Here is a 19,689-nt window from a genome sequence, read left to right as displayed (position 1 = left end):
GTAAATTATAAAAGTCAAAAAGGTGCAAGATTCAGTTCTTGCACCTTTTTTTTATTCTGATTGTAATAGTTTAATCGTGAACCAAATCCGTCAAAAGTTTTCGGTCTCCCACAATCCACAGGATGTCGTCTTTTTCCAGAATGACATAGGATTCCGGGTTCAAGATTCGGTTTCCTCTTTTTTCGATGCCCACAATCAGTCCTTTTGTTTTCTCGCGTAGTCTAGATTCTTTGATACTCTTTCCGTGGAAAACGTGATTTTTTAATTCGATTTGACGCAAAACAATATCGGGATCTTTGATTACTGGAGAAACGTCCATTTCATGTTTGTCCAGATATTTTTTGAATTCCTGGACTTGTTCATCAGTTCCAATGACACAAACTTCGTCTCCCGGGAAAATACGCTCATTGGCCTGAGGGATATGAATAGTGATTTCACCTCTTTTGATGGAGACAATATTCACGCCCAATAGTTCTCGGAGTTTCAGGTTTTTCAATGTTTTTCCCGCTATATTGGATTCGTCAGCAATATCAAAAACCGCCATGTGACCATCCCAAGGCGTTAAATCGCTTCGACTTCTTTTGGCCCTGTCTATTTCCCTGCCGTGTAAATTGGCCAAGAAATGATTCTCGATTTTGTGGTATTGAACGTGTAGTTTCTTTTGGAAAAGCAAATAAATTATGACTGCAATTATTAATGCAATCAAAGCAATTTTTGGAGAGAAGAAGAAGTTCAACAACAAACCAATGAAGAAAATGGACAATAAAATGCGTATGAAAAACAGCATCGTCAATGGGCCGCGGGATTTACGGTCTTGCATTAATTGTTCTACTTCCCTGATGGCTACTCTTCGAAAAGCAAGTGCCCACAAAAAAGGGGCTATTATACTCAATGTTATCAAGGCTCCCATAGAATTCCCCAAATGATAATCTTTCACCAAAGGCAATATGTAGCGGGAAGAAAGCAAAATAATGCCAAGAATGATTACGACAAGTGCAACTACCTGAATCAAAAAAGCATTGATTACGGTTTGCCATAAACTAACTGTTTTTATCGCTTGGGTACTGGCGGAATAGCGTTCGATTCGTTTGGTCCATTTACGGGGTAAATTATGTGCCAAATATTCAGAAAAAGGCAGCGAATATTTAACCATAAATGGGGTCGTAAATACCGTAACGGCCGAAACCGCCACCACTATTGGATATAAAAAAGAATTTGTGGCTTTCAATGTCACGCCCAAAGTGGCAATGATAAAAGAAAATTCCCCAATTTGTGACAAACTCATTCCTGTTCTTATGGAATCTTTCAAGGGTTGCCCCGATAATAAAGCTCCAAAAGTGGAACTGATGGATTGTCCAAAAATGGTGACAAATGAAAGGATTACTACAGGAATAGCATGCTCGTACAAGGCCTCGGGGGCGATCAACATCCCGACTGACACAAAAAAAACGGCTCCAAACAAATCTTTTACGGGTTTTACCAAATGTTCAATATGCTCGGCCTGCGTGGTTTCTGCAATGATGGAGCCCATTATGAAAGCACCAAGCGCAGGCGAAAAACCAACATTTGCAGCCAAGCTGACCATTGTCAAGCACAAGGCCAATGAAATGATAAGCAACATTTCGTCGGTCAGTAAATGTTTGGTTTTTTTGAGTACTGTTGGAATGATAAAAATACCTCCCAAAAACCAAATCACGAGGAAAAACACGAGTTTTAATACGGACATTAAAAGATCGGTTCCAGAAAACTGGCTGCTCGCGGCAACTGTTGACAATAAAACCATCATTAAAATGGCCAGTATGTCTTGAACAATCAAGGAGCCAATGACTATTCCAGCAAACTTTTGGGTTTTTACACCTAATTCATCAAAGGATTTTAAAATAATCGTGGTAGAAGATATGGAGAGAATCACGCCCAAAAAAATACTGTCCATTTGAGACCAATCCATCCATTGGCCAACGGCATAACCCAGAATACACATGGTAACAATTTGTGTTCCCGCAGTAATGGAGGCCGTTCCGCCCACTTTCATTAATTTCTTGAAGCTGAATTCGAGACCCAAACTGAACAACAAAAAGATGACGCCAATTTCGGCCCAAACCTCCACGCTTTTGATTTCTTTTACTGAAGGGAAAAAATCAAAATGGTTTCCGGCCAAAAAACCCGCAATTAAATAACCCAAAACAAGGGGTTGTTTTAATTTTTTAAAAATCAAAACGGCAATTCCAGCAGTCATGAGAATCAATCCCAAATCGCTGATTAATGGCTGCAAGTGATGTGAAATTTCTGCTGCTTTTTCTGCTGGACTCATAGGCGTATAGTTGTGTTTACTGTTCTTTTTGTATTTTGGTAAGTTACAAAAAAACTTTATTTCAAAAGTTAAACTTTGTTAAAATAGCTTTTATGAAACTTGTTTTTAAAGCAAAAACCTTTTGAAAAGATTTAATATTCATTTTCAAAAGGAATTGATGAGTATTGAAATTGTTTTTATTTCAACTTGTTCAAATCAGACAAAGTGTAAAACTTCATGTTGTTGCGTTTGATGTATTGGCAAATAAGTTCCAATGTTGCATTTTTCGTCTGATAATCCGCGGTCACGTTTTTTACGGTTTTGTGGCTATTCAGGATCAAAATTTTATTGTTCTTCTTGGCATAATCCAATAATTGCAAGAGATGCGGAATATTAAAGTGGTTATGGGTGTCATCAATACTGAAACTGAAAACTAAATTAGAGTTGTTGTAATAGCATCCTTGTTTGTTGGCAACTTCTTCGCAAAATGCTCGTCCCCTTATAATCTTGAATTTTTTCAATAAAGCAGCGTCCAGTTTTTTTGTTCGACCGCCATACGGATATGCAAATGAAGAAACTTTTAAACCATAAAAACTCATTAATTTCAACATCGGATTAATTTCTTGATCCATATATTCATTAATGGTATGAACACGGGTAAAATCGGCTGCGTTGTAGTGATGAAGTCCGTGACCCGCAATCTCGTGTCCTTCTTTTTGTAATTGAAGAAGTTTCTGGATTTGGTAATGCTTCAAGGTGTTTATTTTGGAAACAAAAAAAGTGCCTTTCCAGGAATATTTTTTTAGTTCCTGATCCGTGTCAAACCAAGCGTTTACATAAGCATCGTCAAAGGACAAAATGACTCCTGCAATACTGGGTTTAACTTTTGGTTTTGGTTTAGGTTTTTCCTTTTCACAAGAAAATAAAATTAAAAAAGTACAAAGCAATACGATTTTTAGAATAGAATTCTTCATAATTGCTTTGTACTTTTAAATGTTTTTTTGCCACTGATTGCACAGATTCACACAGATTTTATGTGCATTATTAGGGAAATCTGTGATAATCTTTTTAATCTGTGGTTAATTTTTAGTTTGGTATTAACCACAGCTTATGTTTTATTAAATCCCCAAGAAATTACTTGGCGTGATTTGCATCAATTCTGCTTTAATTTCTGCGGAAACTTCTAATGTTCCAATAAATTCGTGAATCGAATCTTTGGTGATAGCTTCGTTGGTTCTGGTCAAACCTTTCAAGGCTTCATAAGGATTTGGATAAGCCTCGCGACGTAAAATTGTTTGAATCGCTTCGGCCACAACTGCCCAGTTTTTCTCTAAATCTTCGTGGAATTTTGGTTCGTTCAACAAAAGTTTGTTCAAACCTTTCAAAGTAGCTTCGAAAGCGATTAAAGTATGTCCCACAGGTACACCAATGTTTCTCAAAACGGTACTGTCCGTTAAATCACGTTGCAATCTTGAAACCGGTAATTTAGCTGAAAGGTGTTCGAAAATAGCATTGGCAATTCCCAAGTTTCCTTCAGAGTTTTCAAAATCAATAGGGTTTACTTTGTGTGGCATTGCCGATGAACCAATTTCTCCCGCCTTGATTTTTTGCTTGAAATATTCCATTGAAACATACGTCCAAATATCTCTGTCCAAATCAATAATGATGGTGTTGATTCTTTTCAACGCATCAAAAAAGGCAGCAAAGTGATCGTAATGTTCGATTTGTGTAGTAGGGAAGGAGTGGTGTAAACCAAGGTTTTCTTCCACGAATGTGCTACCAAATTTTCTCCAGTCAATTTGTGGATACGCTACGTGATGGGCGTTGTAATTTCCTGTTGCTCCACCAAACTTGGCAGCAAAAGGAATGTTGAACAACAAACGCATTTGCTCTTCCAAACGCTCCACGAAAACACCAATTTCTTTACCCAAACGAGTTGGTGAAGCAGGTTGTCCATGAGTTCTGGCCAACATTGGAACGTCCTTCCATTCAATACTTAATTCTTTTAACTTTGAGGTCAAAGAGATTAATGACGGCATATATACTTTTTCGAAAGCGTCTTTGGTTGAAAGCGGAATAGCTGTATTGTTGATATCTTGTGAAGTCAATCCAAAGTGGATGAATTCCTTGAATTGAGATAATCCCAGTTTTTCGAAAGCGTCTTTGATAAAATATTCAACCGCTTTTACATCGTGGTTGGTTACTTTTTCGGTTTCTTTTATCCAAAGTGCATTTTCGGTAGAGAAGTTTCTATAAATGTCACGCAAACTTTCGAATACATTCGGGTTTACGTCTTTTAGTTGAGGTAAAGGAATTTCGCAAAGCGTAATAAAATATTCAATTTCAACCAATACGCGGTATTTGATTAAAGCTTCTTCGGAAAAATATTTAGAAAGTGAACTGGTTTTGCTTCTGTATCTTCCGTCGATTGGCGATACGGCGTTTAATTCGTTTAAGATTGTCATTGTTAGCGGTTTTTTAGAAAGGTGCAAAGATAGCGGATTAAGATTTAAAATTGAAATTGATTTTTAGATTGATTTTTGAAATTGCTTTTTCATTTTTTCAAGGTCTTTTCGAACCATTTTCATTCCCTCTGAGCCAGTTGCAGCGATGATTTTAATGTCATTTGGCAAGTCATATATTTGCGCCGGCTTTGGGTCGATATAATAAACTGGAATTGATGCATTGGCATAATTCATCAAACCTGCCGCAGGATAAACTTGGAGTGAAGTCCCGATTATAACCAGAATATCTGCTTTTTCGACAATAGTTACGGCTTCATCCAAAGCGGGAACTTCTTCGCCAAACCAAACAATATGAGGTCGCAATTGATTTCCATTCGTATCAACATTGCCCAGAATCAAATCTTCTTGCCAATCCAAAATGTAATTATGATCTTTTGTACTTCTCACTTTCAATAATTCCCCGTGAAGATGTAGTACATTTGAACTTCCTGCTTTTTCGTGCAAGTTGTCCACGTTTTGGGTAATGATGTAAACTTCGAAATCATTTTCTAATTCCGCCAAAATTTGATGCCCAAGATTGGGTAGTACTTCGTGTAATTGTTGGCGTCTTTGGTTGTAAAAATCAAGTACCAATTCAGGGTTTTTCTGCCAACCTTCGGGTGTTGCCACGTCCATAACATTATGTCCTTCCCAAAGTCCATCGGCATCACGAAAGGTTTTGATTCCGCTTTCGGCACTGATTCCGGCTCCTGTCAAGACGACTAGTTTCTTTTTCATTTTAAAATGTTTTATCGCAGATTTGCAGATTTTTTTTGATTTTTTAATTGGAAATAAAACTACTCCTTTTTACTATTTTTACCAAAAATAATAATGTTGCACTATGATTGATTTAGAGTATCTCGCTTTTCTTGAAAATATCCTGACTGATAATCGAAAAGAAAGATTTTTGAATGTTCTGGAAAATCGAACCAAACATTTTACGGTTGTTGTGGAAGATGTTTTTCAAATGCACAATGCCAGTGCCGTGATGCGCAGTTGCGAGGTTTTTGGCATCCAGGAATTGAACGTGATTGAACAGCGTTATGGCAAAAGCATCGACAAGGAAATTGCGATGGGAGCACAGAAATGGGTTGACATCAATAAATTCGACAATGTGACCAATTGTGTGGATACGTTGAAAAACCAAGGCTACCAAATTATCGCCACCACGCCCCACGAAAATGATTGTCTGTTAGATGATTTTGATATTTCGAAACCCAGCGCTTTGTTTTTTGGAACGGAACGAGACGGATTGTCGGAAGAAATTATGCAAAGAGCCGATGGTTTTCTCAAAATTCCGATGGCGGGTTTTACCGAAAGTTTGAATATTTCAGTTTCGGCGGCAATAATTATTCAAAACCTAACCAATAGATTGCGACAATCAGATATCGATTGGCATTTATCCGAAGCCGAGATTTTGGAAAAACGTTTGGCTTGGGCACGGAGTTCAATAAAGGATATTAAACGAATTGAGGCAAGGTATTTTTCTGAAATAAAAACAAAAACCAGCTCGTAATTGGGCTGGTTTTTTTGGGTTAGTTAATTATGGATATTTAGTTTTTCAAAAACTTGAATTGTTTGTTGGTATCTGTAGATAAAATATACATTCCATTATTTAAGCCAGACAAATCTATCGATTGAATATTTTCGGCTTTGATGGTTTGAACCGTTTTTCCAGCAAGGTCGGTAATGGTTATTGATTTTATGGTCTGATCGGAATTGATGTTCAAATTGTCTTTGACAGGATTTGGGTAAAAAACAGTTTGGTCACTTGTATCAAATTTTTTTGTACTTAATGGAGAAGCTCCAATAAAAGTGATGTCGTCAAAATAGAATGTATTTCCACTACCCCCTAGGTCTATGTTAAGTTTTGTTGAAGCGGCTTTTGCAACAAAAGTATATGAAATTTGTTGCCAAGTTGTCCCTATAGTCGTGTCTGGGCCAAAGTTTGCACTTGTGGCAGTTGTGGAAAAGCGTACAGTATTTCCAGCACTAGCCGCTTTTATCCACATACTTGCAGTGTAAGATCTCCCAACTTCTAATGTCATTGCATCACTAATTAATTGTACAGTATATTGTGCAGTAGGTAAGCCCGATGATATTGCTTTTAATGCTCTTGTTCCTCCGTGAACTTCTACGGTTTCGGCTACAATACTATTTCCGCCTGGATTATTGGCTCTTGACCAATTTGTAGTTGCATCTCCTGATCCAAGTTCAAGATTACCATTTAATATAAAATCTTTAGACGTTGCAGTTATATCAATCATTGCTACGTCGTCAACATAAAAGGTATTTGCAGCAGTAGTGTTTCCTCCTAATTCTAATCTAATCTTTGTGGTCGTTGTAGTTGCTGTAATTGTGTAAAAAATTTTTTGCCAAGTTGTTGTTACAGCAATATCAGAACCATAAGTAACAATGTTATTGGAAAAACGCACTGTATTTCCTGTTGTTGCTCCTTTTACCCACATACTTAGTTCGTAGGTTTTTCCAATTACAGTTGTTACTGCATCGCTTTCCAGTTGTACCTTCCATTGTTCTCCTGCAACTCCAGTTGGTACAGCTTTTAATGCTCTTAAACCTCCATGAATCTCTACAGCTTCAGACGTTAAACTTGTGCCTCCATTGAGTTTTGTCCAATTCGGGAAAACATCTCCAGTTCCAGTTTCAAAATTGCCGTTTAATAATAAATTTTGTGCATTCATTGTCAATGAAGTGCCTGTTACAGCTACCAGTAAAAAAAGTAATTTTTTAATCATGATTTAAAGTTTTAAGTGGTTGTTAGTTAAATAGAATTTAATCATACAACCGATTGTTTAAAACAACCGATTGTTTAACAAAACTATGGATTTATTCAATACATAAAAATAATATTTCGTGTTTTTTTAATAAATATAATTTTACAAGTGTTTTTTTTGGAATTAAGCAAAAGTATTCTTGTTGTTGAAGGGGACTCAAGGTTTTTTGAAACCCGCCTTTATTACAATAAATTAATTATTTGGCAGTGTTTATGAATTATGAGGAGGCGTTTGAATTATTTCTTTTTTTATCGATAAACGGCATAGAGCTTGTAATTTAAAGAGTATTTTTTCCTTTAAACGATTTTTAGATGTTAAGTTAAAGATTGTTAATAAGTTTGAAACGAAATTTGAAACCAAATTCTATATGAGTACGAAAAAAATATTTACCCCAGCCTATAGACAAGATTATTTTGAAGGATATGCTAAAGGCATTAATCCTTTTCCTCAAGCCAATTGTATAAAAGGCAATGAAGCCTTTAATTCTGGATTTATTTCTGGAAGGATGGATTACGAGGAAATGAACGGTACTCTCAAGGAAGGAATTCCACAGAGGATCGTCAACAATAAAGTGTTGGAAGATTTCCTGTTGTCGGGTTTGTTGGGATTAAGCATAGATACAGATGGTTATACACCATATCAACTTGATGTAATCGAGAAATGGTATCTAAGTGGAGTAGAGAAATACGACCCAAACCATAGTATTTATCTTTTCGAAATCCTGGAAGAAAACGGAATTCAATTGGGCTAATTTTTTCTGGACTAAGATTAAAATACAAAACCACCTTTCTTGAACATTCTTGAGAAAGGTGGTTTTTTTATGATTATGACACTATTTTAAAAAAGTGTTTATTAAGTTGAAATGATTTTATAAAGTCCCTAAGTCTTTCAGTTTTTGTATAGACAATCAGTCACTATCTTTTGTGTTTCCATCGTTTATGTGTCCATAAATAATATTCCGGAGCTTCATAAATTTGTTGTTCCACCAAGGTCAGGAATTTATCCGTGATTTCGTAGTTGGGCACATCCTTGGCATTTTCGCACAGCACTTCAAAGTGGGCTTCATAAAAACCGCGTTTCACTTTTTTTACTTTCAGGAAAATTATGTTCATGTTGTATTTCTTTGCCAATATCTCGGCACCGGTATGAACAGGGACTTCAATTCCCATAAATTTTTGCCAATGAAAAGCAGAAGTAATTTTTGGAGATTGATCGCTTGCAAATCCATAAATGGACAGTTTTCCGCTTTTGTTATTGTTGATGATGGTTGGAATCGTTTCTTTGGTGGTTACGAGTGAAGCCTTGAATTTGGATCGAATGTCACGAACTAATTGGTCAAAATAAGGATTGGCTATTTTTTTGTAAATGGCAAAAGCACTAAATTTTACATAAGCATTCATCGAAATTACCCATTCGTAGCTCCCATAATGTGCCAGCATCATGGCAATACTTTTGTCTTGTTCTTCCAGTTTTTTATAGACTTCCATATTGGGAAAAATAAAACGTTTTTCTATTTCACTTTTGGAAATGGTCATTGTTTTTATCATTTCGAGAAACATGTCGCACAAATGACGAAACGATTTTTTTTCGATGGTCAATCTTTCTTCAGCGGATAAATGTGGTAATGCCATCGCCAAGTTTTCTCGAACCGTTTTTTTTCTATAACCAATTATATAATAAACGATTAGGTAGGTAAAATCTGAAAACAAGTATAAGAATGAAAACGGCAACATCGAAATGCACCATAAAAAGGGGTAGGCTATGAGGTAAACTATAAAACGCATTAGGTAAAAATATTTTCACAAATATAATTCAAAAAAAGCTTTTGAATGACAGTTTGTGTAGAGCAAGCTGTTTTTATGAGCATTATATTAATTAGATTTACACTTTAAAAAAACTAGCCAACAATTTATGAGCACTATTTTAATTGTAATTATTGCCGTCACTGTTTTATTCAGTTTAAAAGGATTTAAAGATGTGGCATTTTTTAGGAAATTTGAATTTCACATCGGAAGCATTCGTGCCGGTGATCAAATAAGAATGGTGACATCGGGTTTTTTGCATGCCGATATGGGGCATTTGTTTTTCAACATGTTTACCCTTTTCATGTTTGCTCCCGTGGTAATCAATTATTTTGGGAGTGCTTCTTTTTTCTTGATTTATATGGCTAGTCTAGTTTTTGGGAGTTTACTCACTTTGATGATGCACAAAAACGATTATAGTTATCGTGCAATTGGAGCATCTGGAGCAGTTACGGGGATTCTATATTCGGCGATTTTGATTGATCCCAGCATGAGTTTGTATTTGTTTTTTATTCCCATTCCCATTCCGGCTTATCTTTTTGGTATTGGCTATTTGTTGTATTCCATTTATGGAATGAAAGCCAAGAACGACAATATAGGTCATACGGCTCATTTTGGAGGCGCTATTGGCGGCTATTTGATTACTTTGTTGAAAGAACCTGCCATGTTTGTAGACAACACGGTTATGGTAGTGCTTTTGGCTATTCCCATCGTGATACTTTTTGTAATGTCCAAAATGGGGAAACTATAATTGGCACAGGATTTGAATACAGATTGTAAAAACTAATTAAATTTATTAAAATGAAAAAAGCACTATTGATTCTGGGCATTTTATTTGTGACAATGTCTTATGCGCAAGACCAAAAACAAGTTCCAATGGTTAATGTTTCCGGCGAAGGAAAGCTGAAAGTGGCTCCAGACCAAGCCTCGATTTCCGTTTCTATTGAAACTAAAGGAACAAAAGCTGCGGATGTAAAGCAGGAGAATGACAAAAAAATGGATGCCATCTTGAAATTTATCAAGAAGTCGAATATTGCTACAGAAGATTTTCAGACCCAACGCATTTCCTTGAATCCCAACTATGATGCAGACAAAAAGAAATACAGTTATATTGCAACTCAATCGGTACAGATTTTATTGAGAGATTTGTCTAAATATGACGTGTTGATGGAAGGATTGGTCAATGAAGGAATCAACCGAATTGACAATGTAGAATTCAAGTCATCCAAAATGGCGCAATTGCAATCCGATGCACGAAAATTGGCCATTAAAGATGCCAAAGCAAAAGCAGAGGATTTTGTTTCGGTATTGGGGCAAAAAGTGGGCAAGGCACTATTGATACAGGATAATTCACAAGGCTATCATCCGCAGCCTCGAGTATACGCGATGAAGGCTTCAATGGCTATGGACGAATCAGCTTCAAGAGAAACATTGGCCATTGGCGAAATAGAGATTACGGCAAATGTAAGCGTGAGTTTTGTTTTAGAATAGAAATCCATATTTTATGGTAATGTGTGCAAATTCAAGTGATATTGACCACCCAATTCCAATTTAAAGTGACCACCTGATTCCAATTCAAAATGACCACCTCCATTTTTCATTAAAAACTACTTTTTTTCATCTGTTAATTAGTATTCAAATATACTTAAAAATTACCCTTTGTTTATGCCTCTTTTCTTTCTCATAGATTCTACTTTTTGATAGAGTTTTCGGCTTTCCTGTTTTTTTGTGTTATTTAGCTATCTCCAAAGTCAATTGGCATCAGCGAGACGCTTTAGCTAGTTTATGGAGTGGTCTTCTAGAATCTATCGGCATATTTTTCTGCCACTATTTTTATCCATTTAGCATTTATGATTATTATTGCAAAAATGGAAAGAATGATGAAGGCTAAATAGGAAAACATATCATTTTTGAGTTCAAATGAAAAACTGGACAAGTAATGTGCCGTAACCATACAATTGCCAATTGTGAAAATCAACACAAACAGTATAGCTAGAATTTTTTTGCTCCATAATTTCTGTCTGAGTTGAAAGCCGGCATTTTCTTTAAAAAGAAAACAATACTTTGTTGCTGTTTTGCTTATTCTTGAAATCAAGTGTTTTATATAAGTTTTGTTTGTTTTACCAGTTTCCATTACATTGTCAATTTTATGTTTCATTTTGTGTTTTAGCAGGGATAGATTGGGGGTATTCCATCAACAGTGATATTTAAGTTCCTGAAATATCAAATGTAAAAGCAAAAGGATGTAGGTGGTGTTTTTGGGGTATTGGATTTAACAAATGAGGTAGTTTAACTGCCTATTTTGTTAAAATTTAATGTTTTGGGATGGGAAATTTGGGGCAAGAGTAAAGAATAAAGAGAAAAGAATGGGAGTATGATATTTACAATATTAACTACCCCGCCCTTTAGGCAGCCCTCCATACGAGGGGAAGTATTGTGGGTAAAACCTAAATGATATTGTACCTCCTGTAATTATTCAATTATGGAGTTGTCAAATTATAAATTATGTTAGAAGGGATTGTTTACGGAAATGTATATTCAGGTGGAAGGCCAGTAGAGTTAGTTGTTAAAAGATAATTTCGATTGTTGTTCCTTTTTCTGGACTTGAATTGATTTTTAATTCTCCGTTTAAGGACTTGACTCTTTCCTTGATGTTTTTCAGGCCAATGCCTTGTTTTACTTTTTCAGGATTGAAACCAATGCCGTTGTCCCAAATACGAATGGTGGTTTTATCTCCGGTTTTTAGCAGGAATACACAACATCTTGCCGCTTTAGAGTATTTGTTGCTGTTTTGCAAGGCTTCCTGTATGATGCGATAAACATGTATTTTGGCATCGCTGGAAATTGCAGACCAATCGATGTATTTGTCAACCGACAAATCAAATTTGGTATTGAATTCATTTTGTTGGGCTTCTACTAAATTTGCCAAAATCTCAGGTACGGTTTTGTCCTCAAAAAGAAGATTTTGTTTGAGGTCGTGGGAAACCCTCCTGATCTCATTTTCCGCTTTTTCGAGTTCTTCGACCAACTGCTGTTTCTTGTCCCCGGCTCCAGATTCCAGCTGCATTAAATTGAAACGGGTTGTGAAAATACTGTTCACTATGCCGTCGTGCAATTCCATTGCTATGCGATTTCTTTCTTCATCGCGTGCCTGTTCCGTTTCCGCTTGTTGGTGAAGCATTAATTGGTAAATTTTTTCGTTGGCATCTTGTTGATCTTTTATGAAAAGCAATTCCTTGTTTCTGGATTTAAGACGGTATATGATCAAAAAACCGCCTAAAAGGAAGACAATAATTCCGGAACCGATAATGATGTTGGTATTCTTTTTGGACAACATCACGTTTTTTTCTTCAACTTGGTCTGTTTCGTAGGCAATTCGGGCAAATTTATTTCTTGTTGCCCTTTCTACTTGCTGTACGCTGTCGCTAATTTTTAGGTATTGATTGGTATAGTATGTCTTGTTTTTGGAATCATGCTCCATCAACAATTTTAAAGCTTCCATTGTATGGAAACTGCTTTTCAGTTTTTTGGACAATAAATAGCCTTCTTTCAAATAGGTGAATCCTTTTACCGTATCTTTTGTGAGAATGTAATATTCTCCTAAATCAATTTTACTTGTTGCCACACCTGATTCTATACCGAGACTATCCCTGATTTTTAAGGATTTCAAAATCATTTTTTCTACTCCCAAATAATTGCCTGATTTCATTTTTGAACAGGCAAGATTATCCAATAATGTTGCATAGGATCTTGGATAATTTTTTTTAATGTCTTTTGTTTGCAATCCAATACCATAAAAACGTGCAGCTTCAGTATAGTTTTTTGTTTTTTCATAAACCCTGCCTATATTATTATAGCAATTAATTCTATATTGTACTATTGTTTTTTTAGGGTAATTCTCTTTTTCCAGTTTGTCCAATTGCTGTAAAGCCAGGTCAAAATAGTCCAGTGATTTTTTATAATTATTCAACTCTTTCAATGAAATAGCAATTAAGTTGTAGCAATTGAAAATCATGTCCTTGTTTTTGGCGATTAACAGTAATCGCAATGCTTTTATTGTCTCTGTTTCACTTTCCGAAAAATTTCCAGTTTCGAATAGCATTCCTCCTTTCAAGAGAGACATTGTACCCAACATTAAGGTGTCATTTAAAGTTTTGTATATCTTTTCTGATTTATTATAATACTGAAAAGCACTTTCGAATTGTGATTTATCTGCATAATAATTCCCTATATAATACAATGATTTTGCAATATTGACAGAGTCCTTTTTTTGAATTGATAAATCAAGTACTTTATTGGTCAGCTTTAAATATTTATCAAGTTTATTGTAATGATAATACTTGTTGGCCACTTTAAAAATTAAATTTCTGTTGATGGAATCATTGTCATGAGTTAGTACAAATTGACTCAAAGTATCCAATATACTTTCTTTGCCAGCCTCTTTTGAACTAGATTTGTCGATACTTTGCAAAAGAATGATAACTTGGCTTTTATATTCAATAGTATTGTTTTTTTTCTGACAAGATATTATCAGAAGTAGGCAACTAAACAATCCTATTATAGATTTTGTTTTCAATTTTTGACAATTATTTTATTTTCATCAAAAATATATATTTTAAACCAGATAATCTTTTTTTAATTATCTGGTTTAAGTTTTAAAAACTATGGTTGTGGTGGTCTCGGAGGAGTTATCTCTTCGTTCCCATCGGCAGAAGTATCAGTTCTTGGAACCGGAGGTTTGCTTGGAGTTGTCAAATTTTCATTTTTGGTCTCTACAGGACTGTCTGCAGTGCAGGAAGAAGTTAAAAGAATAGCGGCAAAACAGCCCATAGCAAATACTAGCTTTTTCATAAAAAATGTTTAAAAAATTAGAAATAATTTTGTGTGGCAACATCCGTGTGGGAGTGCCGATTTTTTAGAAAAACTGGGAGGTAGTTGTCCTGTACTATCGAGAATGACACTGCTTTATGGGCAGATTTTTCCCCATTCTCGATACTTGATTTTTTGAAGCTTCGGTTGATTTATTAATCACGATCGGGGGGCAAAATAACAGTTAAAAAAGGGTTGATTTTTTAAATTGAAAGGGGTTATAGTGACCCGGTTCATTGTGGTAGTTTAAGGGTATATCTGAATGGTGAAAGCTTGGGTTTTGAATTAATACCTCCAAGCATCTTTCCAAAGGATTGCTTCACTTCGTCAAGCTGAGTGCAAGCTATTCACAATGACAGAGGGGAAAGAAATTTTCTTAATGAAGAAAGTTTGTTGGGAATACTAAATATTGATTTTCCGTATAATGGCCTCGACGTTTTCTCGATAGGTTAAAGAAAAGGGCAAGATCTCGTCATAGTTGAGGTAGCATTTCGATTTGCTGAAATAAATGCGCGATACCTGGTTGATGTTGACGATATAGCTTTTGTGGATTCTTAAAAAATAGAAGGGGAGGGTGCTTTCAAAATGCTTCAAGGTCTTGAATGCATTCACTTTTTTACCGTTGTACAATTGGATGTCGGTGGTGTTATTGTCCGATTTTAAGTAAAGGATGTCTTGCAGGGCCACGAAATGATAGTCACTGTATGATTTGATGCAAATAGTTGAAGCCGTTGCGGCCGGATTTCTTTTTTCGAACTGAAACAGGCTTTTTCCCAATTGATGTATTTGCAGAGGAATCAAGACATAATCCGAAAATCCGGATTGAATAGCCCTAAAGGCATAATCCGGTTTTGGAGCCAACGCAATAAAATAGGGGATACTGTCCAGGTATTGAAAGGATTCTTTTACTGTTTCAAACAATAAATTGGCATCATTTAATTTGGTTGGAATTTGCACAATTACGAGTTGTGGTTTCACTTTTATAATTTGTTTTATGGCAGTTTGACTATCTTTGACAATGCCTGCACAAAAATGATTGGGAAAATTTTCGAATAGATCCAAAATTCCCTTGGCAGAGTTGTCGTTATCGTCGATAATAAGAAATGAAAAACGCATACAAACTTACTTAATATAAGCAGGGCGCAATCTAAACAGGAACTTATTTCTTTTGATGCAGTAAAACTGCCTATGATGTTAAAATTTAATATTAGACTTAATGAACATACTTTTAGTTGATGATCATCCCATGACGGTAGAAGGTTTCATGAATGTTCTTTTGAAAGCCGATTTTTTAAAAGAGAAACCCGTGTTTACCAAAAAGCATTCTTGTGAAGGGGCTTATATTGCCATTACTGAAGCTATTCAGAACGGACAATTATTTGATTTGGCCATTATAGACCAAGGATTGCCCAGTTACCCGGAGCAGTTTCTTACATCAGGAAGTGATTTGGCTCTTCTGACAAGAAAACGCATGCCTGATTGCAAAATCATAATGGTAACCGCACATTCTGAAGTAATCACCATCTACGACATTGTCAAGAAGGTAAATCCTGGCGGACTCATCAACAAGAACGACATTAACCCGGACAACTTGCAACTCATTGTAAGCGAAGTGATGCAGGGCAATCAATACCATAGTCTTACCGTAAAAAATTGCATTAACGAGATCTGGAAAAAAGAATTAATGTTTGATGATTTCAATCGCCAAATCCTTTCCTATCTATCAATAGGTTTTAAAGTTAAAGAACTTGAAGATGTCGTGCATCTCAGCACTAGTGCCGTACAAAAACGAGTCATTCGCATGAAAACCGCTTTTGAGGTAACCGATGACAGCGGCTTGGTGAAAGAAGCCATAAAACAAGGATTTATTTAATGCTGCTTTTGAAAGCAATACAAACAAAAATGCCCGTAAATCCTAAGATTTACGGGCATTTAGTTCTAATTGATTTAGATTGGTGGAATCGCCGGGAATCGAACCTAACCAAAAATCCTCCTATTTTCAATGGTTTTGGAGCTATACATTATTGTGGTAACCGAAAATGCACCCTCCAAAAACAGACTAAATCATATTAAATCTTATGGTATAAATTTAGTCATTAATTCTTTATAATCCAACAGATTGTACCACTATTTGAACAGCTTGTTGAACTAGTTATCAATGATTGTGGAGATGTTATAGAGCTTCGTAGAAGCATCAAAACTTATCCAACAATACAACGTAAAACATGTTCAATTTGTAGTCCTGAAAAGCTGCAAAATTCTTCAATGGAAACTAATTGATGTGGCTCTTTGTTGAGGTTTTCTTTTACCTTGTTCAAATACAATCTTGCTTGCCTATATGTTTTACCTGTAATACGTTGTACATCTTTGGGATAAATACATACCCTAGTGTTACTTCCTATCACTTTTATCTAGTTTTAATACATTATCTATGCCTTTGGTATGGCTTTGAGTAGCCTCAACTTGCCATCCTGACCCGTCCTGACCCGTCCTAATTCTTTATTACAAAGTTATGCAAACTAAGGTATGAATAAGTTATTTAAATAGGCAATTATAGTCGTTTTTGTACTGTTATTGACATCAGTCTTTTGAAATGTGATATTAAAAGAGGAAACTTTGTTTTGAAATCATTCGAGATTTAGTTGCAACGAGTATTCGGAATGAAGGAGAAAAAATGATTTGTTAATTTAAATTTCAGAAATTATGGCAAGACAGAAAGGCATAATTAAATTGAAAGGTACTATCGGGGATATTACTTTTTACAAAACGCAGGATGGGCATCTAGCTCGTGAAAAAGGAGGCATCGACGCCAACAGAATCAAGAATGATCCTGCGTTCCAAAGAACACGCGAGAACGGTTCAGAATTTGGCAGAGCCGGGAAAGCCGGCAAGATTTTGAGAACGGCATTGAGAGCTTTGCTGTTGAATACTGCCGATGGCAGAATGGTGAGTCGATTGACCCAGAAAATGGTAGAGGTGATTCAGGCGGACGTAACCAGCGTGAGAGGGTTACGAAACGTGATTGACGGTGAGGCTGAATTGTTGGCCGGTTTTGAGTTCAACATCAGGGGGAAACTGGGCACCAGTTTATTTGCTCCTTATGTGGGAGCCATTGACCGTGTGTCTGGAGACATCACTGTTGATATTGATCCGTTTGTTCCAACAAACATGATTGCCGCACCAAGTGGCACTACCCATTTCAAAATTATTTCAGCTGGTGCCGAAATTGATTTTGAAACTGAAACTTTTGTTGAAGCGCATTCAGAAACTGCGATTTTACCTTGGGATGCCATAGCCACGGTTGTCATCAATCAGGTGAATACAGTGACTCCAAACAGCACGAAACCCTTGTTTTTGGCTTTGGGTGTCGAGTTTTACCAAGAAGTAAATGGACAAATGTATGCCTTGAAAAATGGTGCCTACAATCCATTGGCATTGGTTCAGGTGAGTGGATTGTAGGATGGTTTTATGGCTATCTAGAACTTATTTCCCTGATGGAACCAATGGTAAACTCGAATGCGAGGGCAAATATATCTGCAACACGATTGAATTGCCTTGGAAGAAAAACGAAACGAAGGTTTCCTGCATTCCGGAAGGGAAATATTTTATAAAAAAGCGCTACAGCAACAAGTTTAAATGGCATTTGGAGGTTTTGGACGTAAAAAACAGAAGCTTGATTTTGTTTCATCCTGCCAATAATGCCCAAAGGGAATTGAAAGGCTGTATTGCTCCAGTAACGAAACTTTCTGAACCAGGATTGGGTCTGATGTCTCGAAAAGCTTTTATCAAATTAAAAGACTTGGTTTACAAAGCCCTGGACAAAGAAGAAAGTGTTGAATTGATTGTTCAATCTGTATTCCTGACTTTGGAAGGATAGCAGAAAAAAAAGAGAAAAGATGAATATTATAAAACGAGTAAAAGCTCCAACCCCGAAATTTTTTAAAGTGCTTCGAAATATTGGATTGGCAATGGCTGCCATTGGTGGAACGATTCTGGCAGCTCCCATCGCTTTGCCAGTTGTGTTGACTACTGTTGGTGGTTATATGGCAGTTGCGGGTGGAGTGGTCACGGCTGTTAGCCAACTAACAACTGAGGAGGTTATTCTTCCCAAGGACGAGAATGACGACCGGTAATCATACCCTGATGGGTACTGCAGGAGGCACCTTTTTGAGTGTGTTGCCGAATTTACATTCGGCAGATGTTTTAAAAACTGTTATATTGGCTTCTCTTGGAGCGATTGTCAGTTTTATTATATCGATGACACTCAAATACCTCATCAAGAAGCACAAAAAATAGTCTAATTCTAGTTGTGGTGACCTTTGGATTAGACAAAATGAAAGCCCAAACCGGAAGGAATGGGCTTTTTTTATGTTAATAAGCTGGTAAAATTTTTAGTTTAAAGTATTCTTCAAAGCTGACCACATCAGAATCGATTTGGGCTTTAAAGATTGTTGTCACTGCGTTTTCAATCAATGTGGCATTTGCCAATATTACAGCTTTGTTTGCATTGAAATCCTCCAAAATGGCTTGAATTATTTTTTTCTTGATACTGCGCAAACCTGGTTTGCAAATAATTATTGAAATAATTTGGTCATTGCCCGTTGTTAGGAGCAGATAGCCCTGATTTTTAAAATTTGTCCTCATTGCTAAATTTCTTCAAATTCATTGATTGTCAACTCTATAATTACCACTTCGCAGTTGTAAGAATAGAGGTCATTCCATTTGGCAGATTCCATTGCTTTGATTCTGCTGTCGAAAATCCCAAAACAAATTCTTGAAGCCTTGGATTTCCATTTGTCGGTTTGGTATAAAATAAATATTCCCATATTTTATTGTTTAAGTGATTATTATTTCCTGCAATAGCGGTATAAAATGGCTTTTCGGAGGTCATTTATGAGGTTTATGTCTTCTTTGTATTGTTTTTCTTTTTTCTCCAACAGCTTGAGTGCTGCCACATTTTTGATGTGCTGTTCGTGTTCCATCATCATCAAACTGGCTTGGGGGTTGAACTCTTTTTTGAAGTCTGTAAGGTGCAAAAAGAGTATGGCTGAGCCGCAAAGGTATGGGAACCAAAATTTTGTTTTCCACAAGCTATATGCAATAAAAAAGACATTATCCCGGTCCTTTTCTTCAGAAAAAATAATTACAAAGCTGTTAGTATAAGGCTCGTTTTGGGGCTTCCCGCTATTCATCCCTTTGTTAAGGATGAATAAATGGGGTTTGGTGTAGTGGGTGTCTTTTCGGTGGGTTTTGATGATAAAATTGGTCATAGCTTTGGATTTAAAATGTGTGCTTCGCTACGCTCGGCACACATAAAATTTTTAAAAGAAATAGTCATGATTAAAGAGCAATCACAAACCCGGATGAAAATGGAATGATGCGTAACTTTGTGTATAAATCTTAATGTTATGGAAGCTCAAATCTCATTT

At 36.2% G+C, this 19,689-nt stretch carries 22 protein-coding genes; 9 read left to right on the top strand and 13 right to left on the bottom strand.

The window, feature by feature from the left end:
* Positions 1-70 precede the first annotated feature (70 nt).
* The 4 genes from BUC16_RS11760 to BUC16_RS11745 all read right to left on the bottom strand — a co-directional run bounded on the left by BUC16_RS11760 (position 71) and on the right by BUC16_RS11745 (position 5,532).
* Positions 71-2,311, bottom strand: a complete 2,241-nt coding sequence (locus BUC16_RS11760; protein ID WP_073370814.1) for a cation:proton antiporter domain-containing protein — start codon at positions 2,309-2,311, stop codon at positions 71-73.
* A 176-nt stretch (positions 2,312-2,487) separates the two neighbouring features.
* On the bottom strand, positions 2,488-3,264 hold the full coding sequence (locus BUC16_RS11755) for a polysaccharide deacetylase family protein (RefSeq protein WP_073370811.1): 777 nt from the start codon (positions 3,262-3,264) through the stop codon (positions 2,488-2,490).
* Between the two features lie 144 nt (positions 3,265-3,408).
* Complete coding sequence (purB, locus tag BUC16_RS11750) at positions 3,409-4,755, bottom strand: adenylosuccinate lyase (protein ID WP_073370810.1); 1,347 nt, start codon at positions 4,753-4,755, stop codon at positions 3,409-3,411.
* 63 nt (positions 4,756-4,818) lie between these two features.
* Positions 4,819-5,532 carry an SIR2 family NAD-dependent protein deacylase gene (locus BUC16_RS11745; RefSeq protein ID WP_073370808.1) on the bottom strand — a complete coding sequence of 238 codons (714 nt, stop codon included), beginning with the start codon at positions 5,530-5,532 and terminating at the stop codon, positions 4,819-4,821.
* A 103-nt stretch (positions 5,533-5,635) separates the two neighbouring features.
* Here BUC16_RS11745 and BUC16_RS11740 point away from each other — a divergent pair, with 103 nt between their 5' ends.
* Positions 5,636-6,310, top strand: a complete 675-nt coding sequence (locus BUC16_RS11740; protein ID WP_073370807.1) for a TrmH family RNA methyltransferase — start codon at positions 5,636-5,638, stop codon at positions 6,308-6,310.
* 37 nt (positions 6,311-6,347) lie between these two features.
* Here BUC16_RS11740 and BUC16_RS11735 read toward each other — a convergent pair whose 3' ends face one another.
* On the bottom strand, positions 6,348-7,550 hold the full coding sequence (locus BUC16_RS11735; protein ID WP_073370805.1) for a T9SS type A sorting domain-containing protein: 1,203 nt from the start codon (positions 7,548-7,550) through the stop codon (positions 6,348-6,350).
* A 406-nt stretch (positions 7,551-7,956) separates the two neighbouring features.
* On the opposite strand from BUC16_RS11735, the gene BUC16_RS11730 reads away from it, so the two are divergent.
* Positions 7,957-8,340, top strand: coding sequence for a hypothetical protein (locus tag BUC16_RS11730; protein WP_073370804.1), 384 nt, complete (start codon positions 7,957-7,959; stop codon positions 8,338-8,340).
* Positions 8,341-8,503: 163 nt separating this feature from the next.
* On the opposite strand, the gene BUC16_RS11725 is transcribed toward BUC16_RS11730, so the two are convergent.
* Entirely contained in the window at positions 8,504-9,373 is an 870-nt protein-coding gene (locus BUC16_RS11725; RefSeq protein WP_073370802.1) for a lysophospholipid acyltransferase family protein, read from the bottom strand.
* A gap of 127 nt (positions 9,374-9,500) precedes the next feature.
* Between BUC16_RS11725 and BUC16_RS11720 the strand changes: the two genes are divergently transcribed.
* Together BUC16_RS11720 and BUC16_RS11715 are read left to right on the top strand one after the other, a co-directional pair.
* Positions 9,501-10,142, top strand: coding sequence for a rhomboid family intramembrane serine protease (locus BUC16_RS11720; RefSeq protein WP_073370800.1), 642 nt, complete (start codon positions 9,501-9,503; stop codon positions 10,140-10,142).
* Between the two features lie 50 nt (positions 10,143-10,192).
* Positions 10,193-10,882, top strand: coding sequence for an SIMPL domain-containing protein (locus tag BUC16_RS11715; protein WP_073370799.1), 690 nt, complete (start codon positions 10,193-10,195; stop codon positions 10,880-10,882).
* A gap of 307 nt (positions 10,883-11,189) precedes the next feature.
* Here the strand turns inward: BUC16_RS11715 and BUC16_RS11710 are convergent, their stop codons facing one another.
* The 4 genes from BUC16_RS11710 to BUC16_RS11700 all read right to left on the bottom strand — a co-directional run bounded on the left by BUC16_RS11710 (position 11,190) and on the right by BUC16_RS11700 (position 15,376).
* Positions 11,190-11,549, bottom strand: coding sequence for a hypothetical protein (locus tag BUC16_RS11710; protein ID WP_073370798.1), 360 nt, complete (start codon positions 11,547-11,549; stop codon positions 11,190-11,192).
* Positions 11,550-11,957: 408 nt separating this feature from the next.
* The gene (locus tag BUC16_RS11705) at positions 11,958-13,967 is read right to left on the bottom strand and encodes a tetratricopeptide repeat-containing sensor histidine kinase (RefSeq protein ID WP_073370797.1); all 2,010 of its coding nucleotides are present in this window, start codon (positions 13,965-13,967) and stop codon (positions 11,958-11,960) included.
* A gap of 86 nt (positions 13,968-14,053) precedes the next feature.
* Positions 14,054-14,242 carry a hypothetical protein gene (locus BUC16_RS17625; protein ID WP_141226148.1) on the bottom strand — a complete coding sequence of 63 codons (189 nt, stop codon included), beginning with the start codon at positions 14,240-14,242 and terminating at the stop codon, positions 14,054-14,056.
* Positions 14,243-14,662: 420 nt separating this feature from the next.
* Entirely contained in the window at positions 14,663-15,376 is a 714-nt protein-coding gene (locus tag BUC16_RS11700) for a LytR/AlgR family response regulator transcription factor (RefSeq protein WP_073370796.1), read from the bottom strand.
* A gap of 100 nt (positions 15,377-15,476) precedes the next feature.
* On the opposite strand from BUC16_RS11700, the gene BUC16_RS11695 reads away from it, so the two are divergent.
* The 5 genes from BUC16_RS11695 to BUC16_RS17620 all read left to right on the top strand — a co-directional run bounded on the left by BUC16_RS11695 (position 15,477) and on the right by BUC16_RS17620 (position 18,556).
* Complete coding sequence (locus BUC16_RS11695; protein WP_073370794.1) at positions 15,477-16,133, top strand: helix-turn-helix domain-containing protein; 657 nt, start codon at positions 15,477-15,479, stop codon at positions 16,131-16,133.
* Between the two features lie 830 nt (positions 16,134-16,963).
* Entirely contained in the window at positions 16,964-17,719 is a 756-nt protein-coding gene (locus BUC16_RS11680) for a hypothetical protein (protein WP_073370791.1), read from the top strand.
* 1 nt (position 17,720) lies between these two features.
* Positions 17,721-18,137 (top strand): DUF5675 family protein, encoded by a 417-nt coding sequence (locus BUC16_RS11675; RefSeq protein WP_073370790.1) that lies wholly within the window; start codon positions 17,721-17,723, stop codon positions 18,135-18,137.
* A gap of 19 nt (positions 18,138-18,156) precedes the next feature.
* A complete protein-coding gene (locus BUC16_RS11670; RefSeq protein WP_073370788.1) occupies positions 18,157-18,393 on the top strand; it encodes a hypothetical protein in 237 nt (78 codons plus the stop codon).
* Positions 18,380-18,556 (top strand): hypothetical protein, encoded by a 177-nt coding sequence (locus tag BUC16_RS17620; RefSeq protein WP_170860871.1) that lies wholly within the window; start codon positions 18,380-18,382, stop codon positions 18,554-18,556. Before BUC16_RS11670 ends, BUC16_RS17620 begins: the two co-directional genes overlap by 14 nt.
* Positions 18,557-18,631: 75 nt before the next feature.
* Here the strand turns inward: BUC16_RS17620 and BUC16_RS11665 are convergent, their stop codons facing one another.
* Genes BUC16_RS11665 through BUC16_RS11655 form a run of 3 tightly spaced genes read right to left on the bottom strand, consistent with a single transcriptional unit; the run spans position 18,632 to position 19,530 of the window.
* Positions 18,632-18,904: a hypothetical protein gene (locus BUC16_RS11665; RefSeq protein ID WP_073370786.1), complete on the bottom strand. Its 273-nt coding sequence runs from the start codon at positions 18,902-18,904 to the stop codon at positions 18,632-18,634.
* Between the two features lie 2 nt (positions 18,905-18,906).
* Positions 18,907-19,086, bottom strand: a complete 180-nt coding sequence (locus BUC16_RS11660; RefSeq protein ID WP_073370785.1) for a hypothetical protein — start codon at positions 19,084-19,086, stop codon at positions 18,907-18,909.
* Positions 19,087-19,107: 21 nt separating this feature from the next.
* Complete coding sequence (locus BUC16_RS11655; protein WP_073370784.1) at positions 19,108-19,530, bottom strand: DUF6943 family protein; 423 nt, start codon at positions 19,528-19,530, stop codon at positions 19,108-19,110.
* Positions 19,531-19,689 lie beyond the last annotated feature (159 nt).

It is taken from the genome of Flavobacterium fluvii (genome assembly GCF_900129545.1).
In the GTDB taxonomy this organism is placed as follows: Bacteria; Bacteroidota; Bacteroidia; order Flavobacteriales; family Flavobacteriaceae; genus Flavobacterium; species Flavobacterium fluvii.
This window is presented reverse-complemented; position numbering and strand designations above follow the sequence as displayed.